Source organism: Nocardia sp. NPDC056000 (genome assembly GCF_042269265.1).
Classification (GTDB): Bacteria; Actinomycetota; Actinomycetes; order Mycobacteriales; family Mycobacteriaceae; genus Nocardia.
Genome location: NZ_JBHJXS010000021.1, coordinates 47,979 through 64,765, shown reverse-complemented (window position 1 = coordinate 64,765; position 16,787 = coordinate 47,979). Strand labels below are relative to the sequence as shown.

The 16,787-nt window shown below is 66.1% G+C and carries 15 protein-coding genes and 2 tRNA genes; 11 read left to right on the top strand and 6 right to left on the bottom strand.

Translation table 11 applies throughout. The features are described from left to right. Positions 1–133: 133 nt before the first annotated feature. Positions 134–1,141, top strand: coding sequence for a 3-isopropylmalate dehydrogenase (locus tag ACFC4D_RS43580; protein ID WP_375954823.1), 1,008 nt, complete (start codon positions 134–136; stop codon positions 1,139–1,141). A 270-nt stretch (positions 1,142–1,411) separates the two neighbouring features. Here the strand turns inward: ACFC4D_RS43580 and ACFC4D_RS43575 are convergent, their stop codons facing one another. Next, on the bottom strand, positions 1,412–2,590 hold the full coding sequence (locus ACFC4D_RS43575; protein WP_376072401.1) for an MFS transporter: 1,179 nt from the start codon (positions 2,588–2,590) through the stop codon (positions 1,412–1,414). 325 nt (positions 2,591–2,915) lie between these two features. On the opposite strand from ACFC4D_RS43575, the gene ACFC4D_RS43570 reads away from it, so the two are divergent. The 4 genes from ACFC4D_RS43570 (at position 2,916) to ACFC4D_RS43555 (ending at position 5,548) form a co-directional block, all read left to right on the top strand. Then, positions 2,916–3,689, top strand: a complete 774-nt coding sequence (locus ACFC4D_RS43570; protein WP_376072399.1) for a fumarylacetoacetate hydrolase family protein — start codon at positions 2,916–2,918, stop codon at positions 3,687–3,689. Between the two features lie 13 nt (positions 3,690–3,702). Then, positions 3,703–5,163: a glutamate--tRNA ligase gene (gltX, locus tag ACFC4D_RS43565; protein ID WP_376072397.1), complete on the top strand. Its 1,461-nt coding sequence runs from the start codon at positions 3,703–3,705 to the stop codon at positions 5,161–5,163. A gap of 165 nt (positions 5,164–5,328) precedes the next feature. Further along, a tRNA-Gln gene (locus tag ACFC4D_RS43560) sits at positions 5,329–5,400 on the top strand. Positions 5,401–5,475: 75 nt separating this feature from the next. After that, positions 5,476–5,548, top strand: a tRNA-Glu gene (locus ACFC4D_RS43555). A 58-nt stretch (positions 5,549–5,606) separates the two neighbouring features. On the opposite strand, the gene ACFC4D_RS43550 is transcribed toward ACFC4D_RS43555, so the two are convergent. Then, positions 5,607–6,107 carry a PPOX class F420-dependent oxidoreductase gene (locus ACFC4D_RS43550; protein WP_375954816.1) on the bottom strand — a complete coding sequence of 167 codons (501 nt, stop codon included), beginning with the start codon at positions 6,105–6,107 and terminating at the stop codon, positions 5,607–5,609. 144 nt (positions 6,108–6,251) lie between these two features. Continuing rightward, entirely contained in the window at positions 6,252–6,953 is a 702-nt protein-coding gene (locus tag ACFC4D_RS43545; protein ID WP_364630371.1) for an IclR family transcriptional regulator, read from the bottom strand. 138 nt (positions 6,954–7,091) lie between these two features. Here ACFC4D_RS43545 and leuC point away from each other — a divergent pair, with 138 nt between their 5' ends. The 3 genes from leuC to ACFC4D_RS43530 all read left to right on the top strand — a co-directional run bounded on the left by leuC (position 7,092) and on the right by ACFC4D_RS43530 (position 9,978). Continuing rightward, positions 7,092–8,516, top strand: coding sequence for a 3-isopropylmalate dehydratase large subunit (gene leuC, locus ACFC4D_RS43540; RefSeq protein ID WP_375954813.1), 1,425 nt, complete (start codon positions 7,092–7,094; stop codon positions 8,514–8,516). Positions 8,517–8,571: 55 nt separating this feature from the next. Continuing rightward, positions 8,572–9,180, top strand: a complete 609-nt coding sequence (gene leuD / locus ACFC4D_RS43535; RefSeq protein WP_153807886.1) for a 3-isopropylmalate dehydratase small subunit — start codon at positions 8,572–8,574, stop codon at positions 9,178–9,180. A gap of 156 nt (positions 9,181–9,336) precedes the next feature. Then, positions 9,337–9,978, top strand: coding sequence for an HU family DNA-binding protein (locus ACFC4D_RS43530; protein WP_364630377.1), 642 nt, complete (start codon positions 9,337–9,339; stop codon positions 9,976–9,978). A gap of 195 nt (positions 9,979–10,173) precedes the next feature. Here ACFC4D_RS43530 and ACFC4D_RS43525 read toward each other — a convergent pair whose 3' ends face one another. The 3 genes from ACFC4D_RS43525 to cofC form a co-directional block, all read right to left on the bottom strand. Continuing rightward, positions 10,174–11,130 (bottom strand): NUDIX domain-containing protein, encoded by a 957-nt coding sequence (locus ACFC4D_RS43525; protein ID WP_375954810.1) that lies wholly within the window; start codon positions 11,128–11,130, stop codon positions 10,174–10,176. Further along, on the bottom strand, positions 11,127–13,316 hold the full coding sequence (locus tag ACFC4D_RS43520) for an RNA degradosome polyphosphate kinase (RefSeq protein WP_364630383.1): 2,190 nt from the start codon (positions 13,314–13,316) through the stop codon (positions 11,127–11,129). The genes ACFC4D_RS43525 and ACFC4D_RS43520 overlap by 4 nt, the downstream gene beginning before the upstream one ends. Positions 13,317–13,378: 62 nt before the next feature. Next, a complete protein-coding gene (gene cofC / locus ACFC4D_RS43515; protein WP_375954808.1) occupies positions 13,379–14,068 on the bottom strand; it encodes a 2-phospho-L-lactate guanylyltransferase in 690 nt (229 codons plus the stop codon). A 154-nt stretch (positions 14,069–14,222) separates the two neighbouring features. On the opposite strand from cofC, the gene ACFC4D_RS43510 reads away from it, so the two are divergent. The 3 genes from ACFC4D_RS43510 to ACFC4D_RS43500 all read left to right on the top strand — a co-directional run bounded on the left by ACFC4D_RS43510 (position 14,223) and on the right by ACFC4D_RS43500 (position 16,782). Continuing rightward, positions 14,223–15,218 (top strand): NAD(P)H-dependent glycerol-3-phosphate dehydrogenase, encoded by a 996-nt coding sequence (locus ACFC4D_RS43510; RefSeq protein ID WP_376072394.1) that lies wholly within the window; start codon positions 14,223–14,225, stop codon positions 15,216–15,218. An 85-nt stretch (positions 15,219–15,303) separates the two neighbouring features. After that, positions 15,304–16,404: a D-alanine--D-alanine ligase family protein gene (locus tag ACFC4D_RS43505; protein ID WP_375954806.1), complete on the top strand. Its 1,101-nt coding sequence runs from the start codon at positions 15,304–15,306 to the stop codon at positions 16,402–16,404. 39 nt (positions 16,405–16,443) lie between these two features. Then, complete coding sequence (locus tag ACFC4D_RS43500) at positions 16,444–16,782, top strand: DUF6191 domain-containing protein (RefSeq protein ID WP_376072391.1); 339 nt, start codon at positions 16,444–16,446, stop codon at positions 16,780–16,782. Positions 16,783–16,787: the final 5 nt, after the last annotated feature.

The window sequence follows — 16,787 nt, the reverse complement described above, 5'->3', positions numbered from 1 at the left end:
CCGGAGATCCGCGGACGGAATGCGCTCGTCCCAGTGTGTGGGAGCGGTTCGCCCTGGTGACAGGGGTGCGCAAGGCACCCGCTATCGTGGCGACTGTTCACGGGCGCATATATCCGAACGGAGCATTGTTTACATGAAACTCGCTGTCATCCCGGGCGACGGAATCGGTCCCGAGGTCATCGCCGAGGCACTCAAGGTGCTCGATGTGGTGGTGCCCGGTGTCGAGAAGACCGAATACGATCTGGGCGCGAAGCGGTTCCATGCGACCGGGGAGATCCTGCCCGACAATGTGATTCCGGAGCTGAAGCAGCACGACGCGATCCTGCTCGGCGCGATCGGCGATCCGTCCGTGCAGAGCGGACTGCTCGAGCGCGGACTGCTGCTGCGCACCCGGTTCGAGCTCGATCACCACGTGAACCTGCGCCCGTCCAAGCTGTACCCGGGTGTCACCAGCCCGTTGAGCGGTAATCCGGAGATCGATTTCGTCGTGGTCCGCGAGGGCACCGAGGGTCCGTACACCGGTACCGGCGGCGCGATCCGGGTGAACACCCCGCACGAGGTCGCGACCGAGGTCTCCACCAACACCCGTTTCGGTGTCGAGCGCGTGGTGCGCTACGCCTTCGAGGCCGCGCGGGCGCGCCGCAAGCATCTGACCCTGGTGCACAAGAACAATGTGCTCGCGTACGCCGGTTCGCTGTGGACCCGGACCGTCGCCGAGGTCGGCGCGGAGTACCCGGATATCGAAACCGCCTACCAGCACATCGATGCCGCGACCATTCATATGGTCACCGATCCGGGCCGCTTCGACGTGATCGTCACCGACAACCTGTTCGGCGACATCATCACCGATCTCGCGGCCGCGGTCTCCGGTGGTATCGGCCTGGCGGCGTCGGGCAATATCGACGCCTCCGGCACCAACCCGTCCATGTTCGAGCCCGTGCACGGCTCCGCGCCCGATATCGCGGGCCAGTCCAAGGCCGATCCGACCGCCGCGATTCTCTCGGTGTCGTTGCTGCTCAACCATCTCGGCAAGACCGAGGAGGCCGCGCGCATCGAGGCCGCCGTCGCCAAGGATCTGTCGGTCCGCACCGGTCCGGCCTCCACCGTCGAGGTCGGCGATCGGATCGCCGCCGCCGTCTGATCGGACGCCGCGGCTCGATTCGACTCCGAAACGCCGAACGGCCCCGCTCCCGGATTCCCGGGGCGGGGCCGTTCGAGTTCCGAATCCCTGAGTCGCACAGGTGTTTACCGGCGAGTAAGCTCCGTTTCGCGGCAATTCGGGTGTCCGGAATTGAAACCTGGTGGGGCAGTGAGACATATCGCATTCATGCATTCGGATGCGAAAACGTAACGGGGGCAGCCCTTCCGGATTTGCGGGAGATCAGCGGTCAGCGCGTCCGAGGTTGAAAGATCAACGGGAAGCCCTGGGCACCAACGGGACTGCGACCGCCGCGACCACCGCCGCCAGCGCGTAGACGATCGGGAATCCGGCCGCCGTGATCAACGCGCCGAACCCGGGTGCGACCGCCGCCACGGCCAGATTCTGACCGGTGTTCTGAATACCCAGCCCCCGCCCGGACCAGTACGGTCCCGCGATCTCGGCCACCGCGGTGAAGGCCAGTCCGTTATCGGTGACGGTGATGACCGAGGCCGCGACCAGAATCGGAATCGCCGCCCACCACCACTGCGCCCAGGCCGCGAAGGCCAACGCGGCCATGGAGATTGCCGCCGCGATGGCGACCGTGCGCAGCGGGCCCAACCGGCTCGCGACCCGGTCGGACCAGACGCCCGCGCCGATTCGCCCTCCCGCGCCCAGGATTTGGGTGATCGTGACCAGCACCCCCGCCGCCGCCAGTGACCAGCCGACATCGCGGTGCAGCCACAGCAGTGCGAAGGTCCACAGCGTGCCCTGCGGGACACACAGCAGCACCGATACCGCGTGAATGCGCCACAGGGTGGAATCGCCCCGATAGGGATTGACGGGACGCCCTGTGTCACCGGTGGATTGGGGGCGCGGCGGATCGACGATGCCGACCAGGCAGGCGATCGCGGCCGCGCCGGCCATCAGCGCGGGCACCAGGATGGCGGTCGAGAAGCCATGTGCCGCAGCGATGGCCGGAATGCTCAGCGCCCCGATGCCGACGCCCAGCGGTTGTGCAGTTTGCCGAATTCCCATGGCCAGTCCGCGTTTATCCGGCGGGAACCAGCCCACGATGACGCGCCCGCTGGCGCCGTTGGTGCTCGCCGCGCCGACGCCGCCGATGAACAGCAGTGCGCCCAGCGCGATGTAGTTGGTGACGGTCGCCGCGGCGACGCCCGCGACGAACATCAGCGCGGGACCGGCCACCAGCACCTTGTGCTCACCGATCCGGTCCACCACATAGCCCCACGCGATCAGTGTGCAGACCAGTCCGATGACCGGCATGGCGACCAGCAGACCGGCCGTGGCCAGCGACAATCCGCGATCGGTCAGGGCGGGCAGCAGGAACGGGGTGCCGTTCACGAACACCGCGCTGGCGCTCTGTGCGAAGACGCCGAGGGCCAGCATGCTCCACCGTCGGGCCGATCCGATCTGTGTCACGGTGGTCATGTCCGCACCTCTATCTCACTATGTGGAACTGATGTCTTACTCTGTGAACATCGGACCTTACGATACACCTGGGGCATTTGGCTATTTCAGTGGCATGCTGTCTATTTGCTCACACCCCTCGAGGCGGTCCGGGGAACCGTGCCGGGGCATCGAGTTGTCTTGCGTGCAAGGGCTTTCCACATTTCCGGTGACCCGATGCGGGCTGGCATGCCGCAGCCTCTCAGCGGGTCGTGCGCCCGAACCCCGGCCACCCGCCCCGATCGCCCCCGCTCTCGCCGGTCGGGTGCATTAGGGCAGGTGGAAGCCGGTCGATAGGATGCGAAACATGCGCCTAGGTCGAGTTGCCAGCCCAGATGGGGTCGCTTTCGTAAGCATCGAAGGAGACGGCCCGAGCGCCGTGGCCCGTGAGATCGCCGAACATCCGTTCGGCAACCCGACGTCCACCGGCCGCAGCTGGCCGCTCGCCGATGTCCGCCTGCTGGCGCCGATTCTGGCCAGCAAGGTGATCTGCATCGGTAAGAACTACGCCGACCACGCGGCCGAAATGGGCGGTCCCGCACCGGCCGACCCGGTCATCTTCATGAAGCCGAACACCTCCATCATCGGCCCGAACGTGCCGATTGTGTTGCCGCCCAGCTCCTCTCAGGTGGATTACGAGGGCGAACTGGCCATCGTCATCGGCCGCCCCTGCAAGGATGTGCCCGCCGCCCAGGCGTATCAGGTGATTCTGGGCTACACCATCGCCAATGACGTCACCGCGCGCGATCAGCAGAAGCACGACGGTCAGTGGACCCGCGCCAAGGGTTATGACACCTTCTGCCCGCTCGGCCCGTGGATCGAGACCTCGCTGGACCCTTCGGATCTGGAGATCAGCACCGAGCTCGACGGCGAGGTGAAGCAACGCAGTCGCACTTCACTTCTGCTGCACGATATTCCGAAGATGATCGAGTGGATCACCACCGTGATGACGCTGCTGCCCGGCGATGTCATCCTGACCGGCACTCCCGCCGGTGTCGGCCCCCTGCAGGCCGGTCAGAGCGTGTCGGTGACCGTCGAAGGCATCGGCACCCTCACCAATCCCGTTGCCGCCAAACGCTGATCGAGAGAGAGACATGACTGACGTTCGGGTCCGATTCTGCCCGTCTCCCACCGGCACACCGCATGTCGGCCTGGTCCGCACCGCGCTGTTCAACTGGGCCTACGCCCGCCACACCGGTGGCAAATTCGTCTTCCGCATCGAAGACACCGACGCCGCACGGGATTCCGAGGACTCCTACCGGGCCATCCTGGACGCGCTGCGCTGGCTCGGCCTCACCTGGGACGAGGGTCCGGAGGTCGGCGGTCCGTACGAGCCGTACCGGCAGTCCCAGCGCCGTGACCTTCATCTCGATGTGGTGCGGCGGCTGGTGGAGGCGGGGGAGGCCTACGAATCCTTCTCCACCCCTGAGGAAGTCGAGGCCCGGCACAAGGCCGTCGGCCGCGACCCCAAACTGGGTTACGACAACTTCGACCGCGACCTCACCGATGAGCAGATCGCGGCGTACCGGGCCGAGGGCCGTCCCGCGGTGATCCGGCTGCGGATGCCCGACCACGATCTGTCCTGGAACGATCTGGTGCGCGGTGAGACCACCTTCCGCGCCGGTGTGGTGCCGGACTTCGCGCTCACCCGCGGTAATGGCGATCCGCTCTATACGCTGGTCAATCCCGTCGACGACGCGCTTATGAAGATCACCCATGTTTTGCGCGGCGAGGATCTTTTGTCTTCCACGCCCCGGCAGCTGGCGCTCTATGAGTCCATGATTCGGATCGGCGTCGCCGAGCGCACTCCGGAGTTCGGGCATCTGCCGTTCGTCATGGGCCAGGGCAACAAGAAGCTGTCCAAGCGGGATCCGGAGTCGAATCTCTTCCATCACCGCGACCGCGGCTTCATTCCCGAGGGTTTGCTGAATTATCTGGCGCTGCTCGGCTGGAGCATCGCCGATGATCATGACGTCTTCTCCATGGCCGACATGGTCGCCGCGTTCGATATATCGAAAGTAAATTCGAATCCGGCCCGTTTCGATCAGAAGAAGGCCGACGCTCTGAACGCCGAACATATTCGGTTGCTGGAGCCGGGTGATTTCGCTCACCGGCTCCGCGAGTATCTGACCGAACACGGTCATATCGGCGCGGAGATCGACGAGAAGCTCTTCCTTGCGGCCGCAGATTTGGTGCAGACCCGCATCGTGGTTCTGGGTGATGCGTGGGGTCTGCTGGAGTTCTTGTTCGTCCCCGCCGAAGATTTCGTGATCGATCCGGCCGCACGGGAAAAGAATCTCGGCGCCGATGCCGTTCCGGTATTACAGGCGGCTATCGCGGCAGTGGACGGTGTTTCGGAATGGAATGCGGACGCACTCGGGGAAGCGCTCAAGACCGCGCTCGTCGACGAGTTGGGTCTCAAACCGCGTAAGGCGTTCACCCCCGTGCGCGTCGCGCTGACCGGATCGCACATCAGCCCGCCGCTGTACGAGTCGATGGAACTGCTGGGCCGTGAGGAGTCGCTGCGCCGGTTGCGCGCCGCGAACGCGGGCTAAGCGGGAGCAGGGTTGGCAGAGTGCCGGTGAACAACGCTCGAACAGTTCGAAAACCGGCCTCTGACCAGCCGATTTGTATATAACCCGGCAGGTGCTGCTAATCTTCTTCTCGGCCGGAAGCGGTCAGGGAGTTCCCACTGGGAGCAACCTGAAAGCCCAGGTCAATGGGGTATGGTGTAATTGGCAACACAGCTGATTCTGGTTCAGCCATTCTAGGTTCGAGTCCTGGTACCCCAGCTCCGAGAGCTTTTCGAAGCTTTCGAAATGCTGGAGATTCGGTGGTCCGGCCACCGAGAAATCGACAGCACTCCTGGTCCCGTCGTCTAGCGGCCTAGGACGCCGCCCTCTCAAGGCGGTAGCGCGGGTTCAAATCCCGTCGGGACTACAAAGTAAAGGCCCCCAGCCAATCGGCTGGGGGCCTTCGCTTTTCACATACGCCCTGCTCAATCCTGATCGGTGAGGGTGCTGCCACCCAACGGCATTGCGGGAAGTCCCAGTTTCCGGTGATCCCAGCTGCGCACTCGCTCGGGCACGATGCGAATCGCGATGCGCTTGTTCAGCATCTGCTCCACGAACGGCTTCATCTCTTCGCTGTACGGCCCGGTGTACCGCTCCCACACACTGATTCCCACCTGGAACAGTGCGTCGGCGTCATCGATGATCTCGGCGCGGCCCTCGATGGACACCCCGCGCAACTGGTCGTAGGTGTCCCCGGCCTCGAGCAGCACGGTCACCCGCGGATCGCGGCGCAGATTCACCGCCTTCTGCGATTTCGCCTTGGTCTCGAACCAGATTTCGCCGTTGATCAGGCCGTACCACATGGCGGTCAGGTGCGGGGTGCCCGCGGGACCGAGCGTGGCGAGGTTGGCGATTCGGCTGCGCCGCAGGAATTCCGCGATCTCCGGGTCGGACATCGTGATCTGAGCGCGTTGATTAACTCCCATCGGCCGACTGTAATTTACGGCGTATGAGGCGGGTCACACCGGACCGTTCGGTACCGGATGCGCTGATCGTCCCGCTGCGGCCCGAAAACGCCGACGCCCCCACCGGATTCCCGGCGGGGGCGTGAAAACGGCTGTGCGGGCCCGTCAGAGGCGTTTGTGCAACGCGTCCGCCGCCGCCACGAGATCGGCGGCCCAGCGCGCACCCGGGCGGCGGCCCATCCGATCGATCGGCCCGGAGACCGAAACGGCCGCGATCACCACACCGGTCGCATCGCGCACCGGCGCGGAAACGCTGGCGACGCCCGCCGCGCGCTCGGCCGCGCTCTGCGCCCAGCCGCGCCGCCGCACCTCGGCCAGCGCGCGCTCACCGAAGACCGCCTCGGGCAGCACGGTGCGCTGCAGATCCGGATCAGCCCAGGCCAGCAGGACTTTCGCGGCCGAGCCGGCGGTCATCGGCATGCGCGCCCCGACCGGGACGGTGTCGCGCAGCCCGGACGCGGGCTCCATCGAGGCCACGCAGACGCGCGCGTTGCCGTCCCGCCGATACAGCTGCACGCTCTCGCCGGTGATCTCGCGCAGGCGCGGCAGGATGGTGGCGGCGGCGTCCAGCAGCGGATCGCTCGCGGTGGTAGCCAGCTCCGAGAGCGCGGGCCCCGGGCGCCACAGGCCCTGGCTGTCGCGGGCCAGCATGCGATGTGTCTCCAGGCCCACGGCCAGGCGATGCGCGGTGGCGCGGGGCAGGCCGGTGCGGGTGCACAACTCATTGAGGCCGCAGGGTTGCTCGGCTACGGCGTGCAGGACCGCCATGGCTTTGTCCAGAACACCGATACCGCTATGCTGTCTCATAGAACGATATTAGCGTCTCGCATACTGGGAAACGCAAACCGCGTCGCCCAGGCCCCGGAGCCATTCGGCCCGGGTGGTCGGGCGCTCCCCGCGTCGACAGCCCCGGCACGGGAATGTCTATCGAGAGGTGATGGAGATATGGCCGAGCGGCCACGCACTCTGGCGGAGAAGGTCTGGGACCAGCACGTCGTCGTCCAAGGCGAAGGTGAAGGCGCGCATCGCGAACCCGACCTGATCTACATCGATCTGCACCTGGTGCACGAGGTCACCAGCCCGCAGGCGTTCGACGGCCTGCGCGCGGCCGGTCGCCCGGTGCGCCGCCCCGATCTCACCATCGCCACCGAGGACCACAACGTCCCGACCATCGATATCGACAAGCCGATCGCCGATCCCATCTCGCGGCTGCAGGTCGACACCCTGCGCAAGAACTGCGAGGAATTCGGTGTTCGCCTGCACCCCATGGGCGATCTCGATCAGGGCATCGTGCACGTTGTCGGTCCGCAGCTGGGTCTGACCCAGCCGGGCACCACCGTCGTCTGCGGTGATTCGCACACCTCCACGCACGGTGCTTTCGGCGCGCTCGCAATGGGTATCGGCACCAGCGAGGTGGAACATGTTCTGGCAACGCAGACTTTGTCGCTGCGCCCGTTCCGGACCATGGCCATCAATATCGACGGCACGCTGCCCGACGGGGTGACTTCCAAGGATGTGATTCTGGCGGTCATCGCGCAGATCGGCACCGGCGGCGGCCAGGGCTATGTGCTCGAGTACCGCGGTGAGGCCGTGCGCTCGATGTCCATGGAAGCCCGGATGACCATGTGCAACATGTCCATCGAGGCCGGTGCGCGCGCGGGCATGGTGGCCCCGGACGAGATCACCTACGAGTTCCTCAAGGGCCGTCCGCACGCGCCCGAGGGCGCGGATTGGGATGCCGCCGTCGCCGCCTGGGACGCGCTGAAGACCGATGAGGGCGCGGTTTTCGATGCCGAGGTGCATATCGACGCGAGCGCGCTGACCCCGTTCGTCACCTGGGGCACCAACCCGGGACAGGGCCTGCCGCTGGGGGAATCGGTGCCGGACCCGGAGCAGATCGTGGACGAGAACGAGCGTCAGGCCGCCGAAAAGGCGTTGCAGTACATGGACCTGACGCCGGGCACCCCGTTGCGCGAGTTGACCGTGGATACCGTTTTCGTCGGCTCGTGCACGAATGGCCGTATCGAGGATTTGCGTGCGGTGGCCGATGTTTTGAAGGGCCGCAAGATCGCCGAGAGCGTGCGCATGTTGATCGTTCCCGGTTCCATGCGGGTGCGCGCGCAGGCCGAATCCGAAGGGCTGGGCGAGATTTTCACCGCGGCCGGCGCGGAATGGCGGCAGGCGGGCTGCTCGATGTGCCTGGGAATGAACCCCGATCAGCTTTCGCCCGGTCAGCGCTGTGCCTCCACCTCGAACCGGAACTTCGAAGGGCGACAGGGCAAGGGCGGTCGCACGCATCTGGTGTCGCCGCTGGTCGCGGCCGCCACCGCGGTGCGCGGAACCCTGTCCTCACCGGCGGATCTCAACTGATTTCGGCTTTACCGGCCCGTAATCCGCTGCCCTCACAGACATCAGGAGAAACACGATGGAAGCCTTCAAGGTCCACAAGGGGATCGGCGTTCCGTTCCGCCGATCCAACGTCGACACCGACCAGATCATCCCCGCCGTCTACCTGAAGCGCGTTACCCGAACGGGTTTCGAGGACGGACTCTTCGCGGCATGGCGAACGGATCCGAACTTCATTCTGAACGCCGAGCCCTACAACCGCGGCAGTGTGCTGGTCGCCGGTCCGGATTTCGGTACCGGTTCCTCACGCGAGCACGCGGTTTGGGCGCTGAAAGACTACGGGTTCCGCGTGGTGATCTCGTCCCGCTTCGCGGACATCTTCCGCGGAAACGCCGGTAAGGACGGGCTTCTGACGGCTCGGATGGCGCAGAGCGATGTGGAATTGCTCTGGAAACTGCTCGAGGAACAGCCCGGTTTGGAATTGGCGACGGACCTCGAGGCGCGCACCGTGACGGCCGGAACGGTCGTGTTGCCGTTCGATATTGACGACTACACGCGGTGGCGCCTGCTGGAAGGTTTGGACGACATCGGCCTCACTCTCCGGCACAGCGACCAGATCGGTCAGTTCGAAAACGCAAGGCCGACATGGAAACCCACCACCATTCCGGCGCGTATTTCGCAGACGTAATCATTGGGGGGCGTTAGCTGAACGCCCCCAAACGAGGTAGCTGGTCGTGTGCCATCTCTCATCAAAATGGGTGTGGCAGATAGACTCTTGCTCAAAGAAGGTTTACCGTGGTACCTAGTCGGTCCGACGACGGGCCATTAGTCTGCGGAGGATTCAATGAACAAGGCGGAACTGATCGATGTTCTGACCGAGAAGTTGGGTACTGACAGGCGCACCGCTACTGCTGCAGTCGAGCAGATGGTAGATACGATCGTGCGTGCTGTGAACAAAGGTCAGAGCGTCACCATCACGGGATTCGGTGTGTTCGAACAGCGTAAGCGTGCAGCGCGCGTTGCTCGTAACCCGCGCACCGGCGAAACCGTCAAGGTGAAGCCGACTTCGGTGCCTGCCTTCCGTCCCGGCGCTCAGTTCAAGGCGATCATCGCCGGCAAGCAGAAGATCACCGCGAGCGGCCCGGCCGTGAAACGTGGTGTGGCTGCTCCGGTGTCGGGCAAGCCGGCCGGTGCGAAGAAGGCCGCTGCCAAGAAGACCGCCAAGAAGGCCGCCACCAAGGCACCGGCCAAGACCACGGCGAAGAAGGCCGCGACCAAGGCTCCGGCCAAGAAGGCCACCGCCAAGAAGACGGCGACCAAGGCTGCTGCCAAGAAGACGGTCACCAAGGCCACCGCCAAGAAGGCGCCGGCCAAGAAGACCGCCGTCAAGGCCACCGCCGCCAAGAAGGCCACCGCCGCCAAGAAGGCACCGGCCAAGAAGGCTCCGGCCAAGAAGACCGCGGCGAAGCGCACCGCTCGCCGCTGATCGCTCGAACAGCCCGTCGCTGACGGGTTTTCGGCACCGCACAACATGTGAGACGGCCCGGCATCGCCGGGCCGTTTCGCACGTTCGGGGGTAGTTGTTCGGAGGCATTCGGCCCGTCAGAGGCCGGAAATGGTTCGGCCGCCGGGTAATTGCCGCAAAACTGTAGTGCGAAATATCCCGGCGGCTCGAAATGCCCTAGCGCCGAATGTCGGTCGGGTTCAATGCGCGATCGAGATGATCGGCGGCGACCAGGCGGCCCTGCTGTACCGAGAGCACCCAGACGCTGCCCTTGCGATTACGGGCGGGCGGCAGCGTGACGCCGTCCTTGGCCGCCCACCACTCCAGCAGATCCGGAATCACCTTGCCCTGACTGCAGATCACCGGAATCTCCCGCTCGGCCGCCAGATCTCGAATGCGCTTGCGCGCGGTGTCCGGGGCGGCGGCGTAACCGGTTTCGGACAGTTGCGGCTCCAGTTCGATGTCCAGGCCCAGCTTTTCGGCGATCGGGGTCACGGTTTGGACACAGCGCACCGGTGGGGCGGAATGGATTTCGGTGGGGCCGAACGCCAGCAGATTCGGCACCAGCTCGCGAGCCTGTGCGCGCCCGGCCTTTTCGAGCGGACGGTCCTCGTCCGCACCGGCGAACCGGTCCCGGCGGCCCGCCTTGGCGTGGCGCACCAGCAGCATGGTGGCCGTATCCGGCGGCAGCCGAAGGAAATTGCGCACGATGTGGCGATCCATGGGATAGGACAGCGCGTCCATCAGCCCGTCGATCCGATGCCACTGGAGCACATCGACTTCCGCGTTCGATTCGAAATCGCCGTCGAGAATCTGTGCGGCCCAGTAGTCCACGCGCTTGAGCTTGCGATGTCCGGTCACCGGGTAGGTGACGTGGCCGAGATAGCGGCCGAGCCGGGAGTGGATCCCGGTCTCCTCGGCCACTTCTCGCACCGTCGTCATCACCAGGCTCTCACCCGGGTCCACCTTGCCCTTGGGCAGTGACCAGTCGTCGTACTTGGGTCGATGGACGAGGGCGATCTCGATGGCCCCATCGGGCGCGTAACGCCACAGCACGGCCCCCGCGGCCGGAATGTTGGCTTTCACCCGGGGATCCGGGAAATCGGCGGCGGGGGAGTAGTCCGGTGGTGTCACGGGCGATCCGGACGCCGCAGTCGCATGAGGTAGTCCTGATGGTCGCGAATCTCTTCACCGGCGACATCGGGATCGGGCTGGGCGACCCAGCTGCCGTCGGGCCGCAGCACCCAGCAGCGGGTGGTCGGGTAGAGCGCGGAGTCGAAGACCTCGCCCAACTGCTGTGCCAGCTTCGGATCCTTCACCTGCGCCAGCACTTCCACGCGCCGGTCCAGATTGCGATGCATCATATCGGCGCTGCCGATCCAGTACTGATCCTGGGCGGCGAAGTGCAGGATGCGCGAATGCTCCAGGTAGCGGCCGAGAATCGAGCGCACCTCGATGTTCTCGCTCATCCCGGGCACGCCCGGGCGCAGCCCGCAGATACCGCGCACCACGACCTGTACGGGCACACCCGCCTGCGACGCGCGGTACAGCGCGTCGATGATCTGCTCATCGACCAGGGCGTTGGCCTTCAAGCGGATTCGCGCCGGAGCGCCCTCGGCGGCCAGTTCCACCTCGCGCTCGATGCGCTCGATAATCCCTTGCCGCACACCGATGGGCGCGACGAGCAGGTTGCGGTAACTCGACTTTCGGGAGTATCCGGTCAGCGAGTTGAACAGATCCGTCAGGTCCGCGCCGATTTCCGGTGCGGCAGTGAGCAAGCCGACGTCCTCGTACAGGCGCGCGGTCTTGGGATTGTAATTACCGGTGCCGATATGGCAGTAGCGGCGGATGGTCGCGCCCTCGCGGCGCACCACCAGGCAGGTCTTGCAGTGCGTCTTGAGACCGACCAGGCCGTAGACCACGTGCACGCCCGCCTGTTCCAGTGCGCGAGCCCATTTGATGTTGGCCTGCTCATCGAAGCGGGCCTTGATCTCGACCAGTGCCACGACCTGCTTACCGGCCTCGGCGGCGTCGATGAGCGCGTTCACGATCGGGGAGTCACCCGAGGTGCGGTACAGCGTCTGCTTGATCGCCAGCACCTGCGGATCGGCCGCGGCCTGTTCGATGAAGCGCTGCACGCTGGTGGAGAAGGAGTCGTACGGGTGGTGCACCAGTACGTCGCCCTCGCGCAGCGCCGCGAAAACGTTTCGGGGCGTTTCCCGTTCGCCGAAGGCGGGCGGGGTGGCGGGCACGTACGGGGCGTCCTTGAGATTGGGGCGGTCCACGCCGTACACCTGCCACAGGCAGGACAGGTCGAGCAGGCCGGGCACCTGGATGACATCGCCGGGATCGACATCGAGTTCGCGCAGCAGCAGATCGAGCATGTGCTCGGTCATATCGTCCGAGACCTCGAGGCGCACCGGCGATCCGAAGCGGCGGCGCGCGAGTTCGCGCTCCAGGGCCTGCAGCAGATCCTCGTCGCGGTCCTCCTCGACCTCGAGGTCGGCGTTGCGGGTGATGCGGAACGAATGGTGTTCCACCACTTCCATTCCCGGGAAAAGCTGATCCAGGTGTGCGGCGATCAGCTCTTCCATCGGCAGGAAGGGCGCCAGTCCGGTGCCTTGTGCCGCACCGGATTCGCGCGGCGAACGGCGCACGCGCACGAAGCGGTCCACATTGTCGGGCACCTTGACGCGCGCGAAGTGCTCACCGCCGGTGACCGAATCCTTCACCGTGACAGCGAGATTCAGGCTCAATCCGCTGATGTACGGGAACGGGTGCGCCGGATCGACGGCCAGCGGGGTCAGCACCGGGAAGACCTGATCCTGGAAATACCCGGACAGCCGCTGCCTTTCGCCGTCGTCGAGATCGGCCCAGCGGGTGATGGCGATGTTCTCCGCGGTGAGGGCGGGCAGCACCTGATCGAGGAACACCCGGGCATGGCGGTGCGCCAGATCCTGGGTGCGGGCCGCGATCATCTCCAGCTGTTCGGTGGGGGACAGCCCATCGGCGGACCGCACCGACAAACCCGTTTCGGCGCGGCGTTTGAGCCCGGCGACGCGCACCATATAGAACTCGTCGAGATTGGACGCGAAAATCGCGAGGAATTTCGCCCGCTCCAACAATGGCTGCGAGGTGTCCTCGGCGAGCGCGAGAACGCGCGCGTTGAAATCGAGCCAGCTGAGTTCTCGGTTCAGGTACCGATCCTGTGGCAAACGTGCCGCTGCCGTGGCAGTGGGCGGTGGGGTTGCCGCGGGCGGGGCCGCGGGTAGTAGCGGCGGTTGCTTGACGGTATCCGTATCGCTCACTCTCACGATCATTCCTTATGTCGTGTGCGGGGTGCCGTTCTGACACCGTCCATTGCAGCGCAGATCACGCCCGGTCAGCACAGTGAGGAACCTGTTCGCTGTACTTGTTCGACTCCCCGACACGCCTGCGACACGCCGATTTCACTGAGCAGCGTGTCTGTGGCCGCTCCGACGCCGAGCGCGGCGGCGCGATCCAGATCCGCCGCCGTGTCCACGTCCTGCCGTAATCCGGGCCAGTCACCGAGCAATTCCACCGCGCCCGCCGCGATATGCCTGCGGGCCGAATCGGGGCCGAAAAGCGGATCCAGGGCGGTGCCCGGATCCCGGACGAGCAGTGCCACGGTGCCGCTGCCGTCATGATCAGCAACCACCGAGCGTCGATGTTTCGCCGCACTCACCATGTCGGCGAGTTCGCGCGACCGCAACGCGGGCAGATCAGCCTGCAGCGCAAGCAGATCGACCGGACCGTGCGCACTCCTGATCGCCGCCGCCCCGGCCGCCAGCGCGGCATTGAGCCCACCCGGAATCGCCGGTTCGGGCTGTACGCGCGCACCGAGCCCGCGCACCAATTCACTCACCACCGGATCCGGCGTCACCACCGTCACCGACGCGACGCTCGCCGTGGCGACCGCCGCGGTCACGGTGTCGGTCAGCATCGCCAGCACCAATCTGGGCCGGTCGCGCGGCAGCAGCCGATCCGCGAGCCGGCTCTTGGCCAGCTCGAGATTCTTCACCGCGATCACGGCGTGCACGGTCGACCGCATGCCCGAATCCTCCCACTCCAAAGTGACGACCGTGTGAGCGCCCGCCCACACCCACCTCGATAACCCGTAGTACCCGCTCTGGCTTCCCCGCGCCCGGAGTACCCGGTTTGCGATGCTCGGCGCGGTGGATTTCGGGCGCGCTTATATTGGGCAGATGGCTAGGGCAGCGGTGTTGGGGGCGGGGTCGTGGGGGACCGCGTTCGCGAAGGTGTTGGCGGAGGCGGGAACCGACGTCACGATGTGGGCGCGACGGCCGGAGGTGGCCAAAGTGCTCGGCACCGAACATCGCAATCCCTGGTATCTGCCCGAGGTGACGCTGCCGCCGATCGCCGCCACCGATGATCATCGGATCGCGTTGGCCGGAGCGGACATCGTGGTGCTCGCCGTGCCGTCGCAATCGCTGCGCGCCAATCTCGCCGAATGGCAGCCCGCCATTCCCGGGGACGCCACGCTGCTGAGTCTGGCCAAGGGCATCGAGACCGGCACCCTGCTGCGCATGAGTCAGGTCATCGCCGAAGTCAGCGGTGCGGATCCGAGCCGGGTCGCGGTGCTGTCCGGGCCGAATCTGGCGCGCGAGATCGCCGATCGGCAGCCCGCCGCCACCGTGGTCGCCTGCACCGATACCGCGCGGGCCGAAGCGGTGCAGCACGCCAGCGCCACCGGATACTTCCGGCCGTACACCAATCACGATGTGATCGGCTGCGAGATCGGCGGCGCGTGCAAGAACGTGATCGCGCTGGCCTGCGGTATCGCCTCCGGAATGGGGTTGGGCGACAACTCGATTGCCAGCCTCATCACGCGCGGGCTCGCGGAGATCATCCGGCTCGGTGTCGCGGTCGGCGCGGAACCGGTGACCCTGGCCGGACTCGCCGGGGTCGGCGATCTGGTCGCCACCTGCACCTCACCGCTCTCACGCAACCGTTCCTTCGGTCATGTGCTGGGCGCGGGCGGCACCATGGAGGCCGCACAGCAGGCCACTCATGGCCAGGTCGCCGAGGGTGTGAAGTCCTGCACATCGGTGCGGGCGCTGGCCGCCGCGCACGGGGTCGAGATGCCGCTGACCAATGCCATGCATCAGGTCTGCCACGAGGGGCTGCCCACCGCCGATGCGGTCGGACAGCTGCTGGGGCGGCGGCTCAAGTCCGAGTGATTCCGGTGCGGCGTGGCGCGATTGCGACGCGACCTGGGGCGACCGCGTAACCGCACTGCCATCACCGCCGGATATGGTTCCGGGCATGACCAACAGGATCCGGGTGGCGGTGGTGTTCGGCGGGCGCAGCAACGAGCATGGCGTCTCGTGTGTGTCGGCCCGTACGGTCTTGGGCAGCCTCGATCCCGAACGGTACGAGGCGGTTCCGATCGGCATCACCCGGGACGGCACCTGGGTGCTCAATGCCGCGGACTCGCACGCGCTCACCGCGGACGCGAGCAGGGAACTGCCGTCGGTGGATTCGATCGGCACCGAGCTGACCCTGGCCGCCGATCCCAGCCGCGCGGGCGGACTCGTTCCGCTGGACAGCGCGGACGCGGCGATCGGCAGCGTGGATGTGGTTTTCCCGGTGCTGCACGGGCCATTCGGCGAGGACGGCACGCTGCAGGGGCTGCTGGAACTCGCCGGGGTGCCGTATGTGGGGCCGGGCGTACTGGCCAGCGCCGCCGGTATGGACAAGGAGTTCACCAAGAAACTCCTTGCGGCGGAAGGGCTTCCGATCGGCGTTCAGGTGGTGCTGCGGGCGGGCACCGCGACGCTGTCCGAGGCCGATCGCGATCGACTCGGGCTGCCAGTGTTCGTGAAGCCCGCGCGCGGTGGATCCTCCATCGGCATCACCAAGGTCGATGGCTGGGATGAGCTCGACGCCGCCATCGCCGTTGCGCGCCAGCATGATCCGAAGGTGATCATCGAGGCCGGTATCATCGGCCGCGAAGTCGAGTGCGGCGTACTGGAATTCCCGGACGGGCGCGTGGAAGCCAGTGTGGTGGCGGAGATCCGGATGCCGGAGGAAACCCCCGAAGGCCCCGAGTTCTACGACTTCGACACCAAATACCTCGACGACGTCTGCGAATTCGACGTCCCCGCCAAGCTGGACGACGATGTGTCGCAACAGATTCGGGAACTCGCGGTGCGGGCGTTCCAGGCCCTGGACTGCCAGGGACTCGCGCGCGTCGACTTCTTCGTCACCGCGGACGGCCCGGTCATCAACGAGATCAACACCATGCCCGGTTTCACCGCCATCTCCATGTACCCGCGCATGTGGGAGGCCACCGGCATCGATCGCGGTGAGCTGGTCACCACGCTCGTGGAAACCGCGCTGGCCCGGGGCACCGGCCTGCGCTGACTCCCCCAACCGGTGGAGCTGCCATCAGACCTGAGGTCGATGGCAGCCGCCGGGGTGCTGAGTACCCTGGATGGCGTGCTCATGGCGATGACCATCCCCGGCTTGGCGATCCTGATAATCGTGGTTGCCTTCGCGGAGGTCGGCTACCGGAAGGTGACCGGCCGCACCGGGCTCCCCTGGATGCGCGGCGGCGAGGATGAGAATCGCAGCGCGGCCGCCATCGGGTTCGAGCAATTCGGCTCGGTCTTCGAATCCGGTAAGAAGCACGAATTCGAACAGCGGCAGTCGGTGCTGATGCACCGCGAGAATCCGGGCGACGGCACCGACGGTATGAAGATCGATCTCACCACAGGGAAAGCCCGGCTGCCCAAGCTCTGATTCGG

Coding starts and splice junctions, on each gene's coding strand:
- ACFC4D_RS43580 (WP_375954823.1), top strand. CDS start 134: ATGAAACTCGCTGTCATCCCGGGCGACGGAATCGGTCCCGAGGTCATC.
- ACFC4D_RS43575 (WP_376072401.1), bottom strand. CDS start 2,590: ATGACCACCGTGACACAGATCGGATCGGCCCGACGGTGGAGCATGCTG.
- ACFC4D_RS43570 (WP_376072399.1), top strand. CDS start 2,916: ATGCGCCTAGGTCGAGTTGCCAGCCCAGATGGGGTCGCTTTCGTAAGC.
- gltX (WP_376072397.1), top strand. CDS start 3,703: ATGACTGACGTTCGGGTCCGATTCTGCCCGTCTCCCACCGGCACACCG.
- ACFC4D_RS43550 (WP_375954816.1), bottom strand. CDS start 6,107: ATGGGAGTTAATCAACGCGCTCAGATCACGATGTCCGACCCGGAGATC.
- ACFC4D_RS43545 (WP_364630371.1), bottom strand. CDS start 6,953: ATGAGACAGCATAGCGGTATCGGTGTTCTGGACAAAGCCATGGCGGTC.
- leuC (WP_375954813.1), top strand. CDS start 7,092: ATGGCCGAGCGGCCACGCACTCTGGCGGAGAAGGTCTGGGACCAGCAC.
- leuD (WP_153807886.1), top strand. CDS start 8,572: ATGGAAGCCTTCAAGGTCCACAAGGGGATCGGCGTTCCGTTCCGCCGA.
- ACFC4D_RS43530 (WP_364630377.1), top strand. CDS start 9,337: ATGAACAAGGCGGAACTGATCGATGTTCTGACCGAGAAGTTGGGTACT.
- ACFC4D_RS43520 (WP_364630383.1), bottom strand. CDS start 13,316: ATGATCGTGAGAGTGAGCGATACGGATACCGTCAAGCAACCGCCGCTA.
- cofC (WP_375954808.1), bottom strand. CDS start 14,068: ATGCGGTCGACCGTGCACGCCGTGATCGCGGTGAAGAATCTCGAGCTG.
- ACFC4D_RS43510 (WP_376072394.1), top strand. CDS start 14,223: ATGGCTAGGGCAGCGGTGTTGGGGGCGGGGTCGTGGGGGACCGCGTTC.
- ACFC4D_RS43505 (WP_375954806.1), top strand. CDS start 15,304: ATGACCAACAGGATCCGGGTGGCGGTGGTGTTCGGCGGGCGCAGCAAC.
- ACFC4D_RS43500 (WP_376072391.1), top strand. CDS start 16,444: ATGGCAGCCGCCGGGGTGCTGAGTACCCTGGATGGCGTGCTCATGGCG.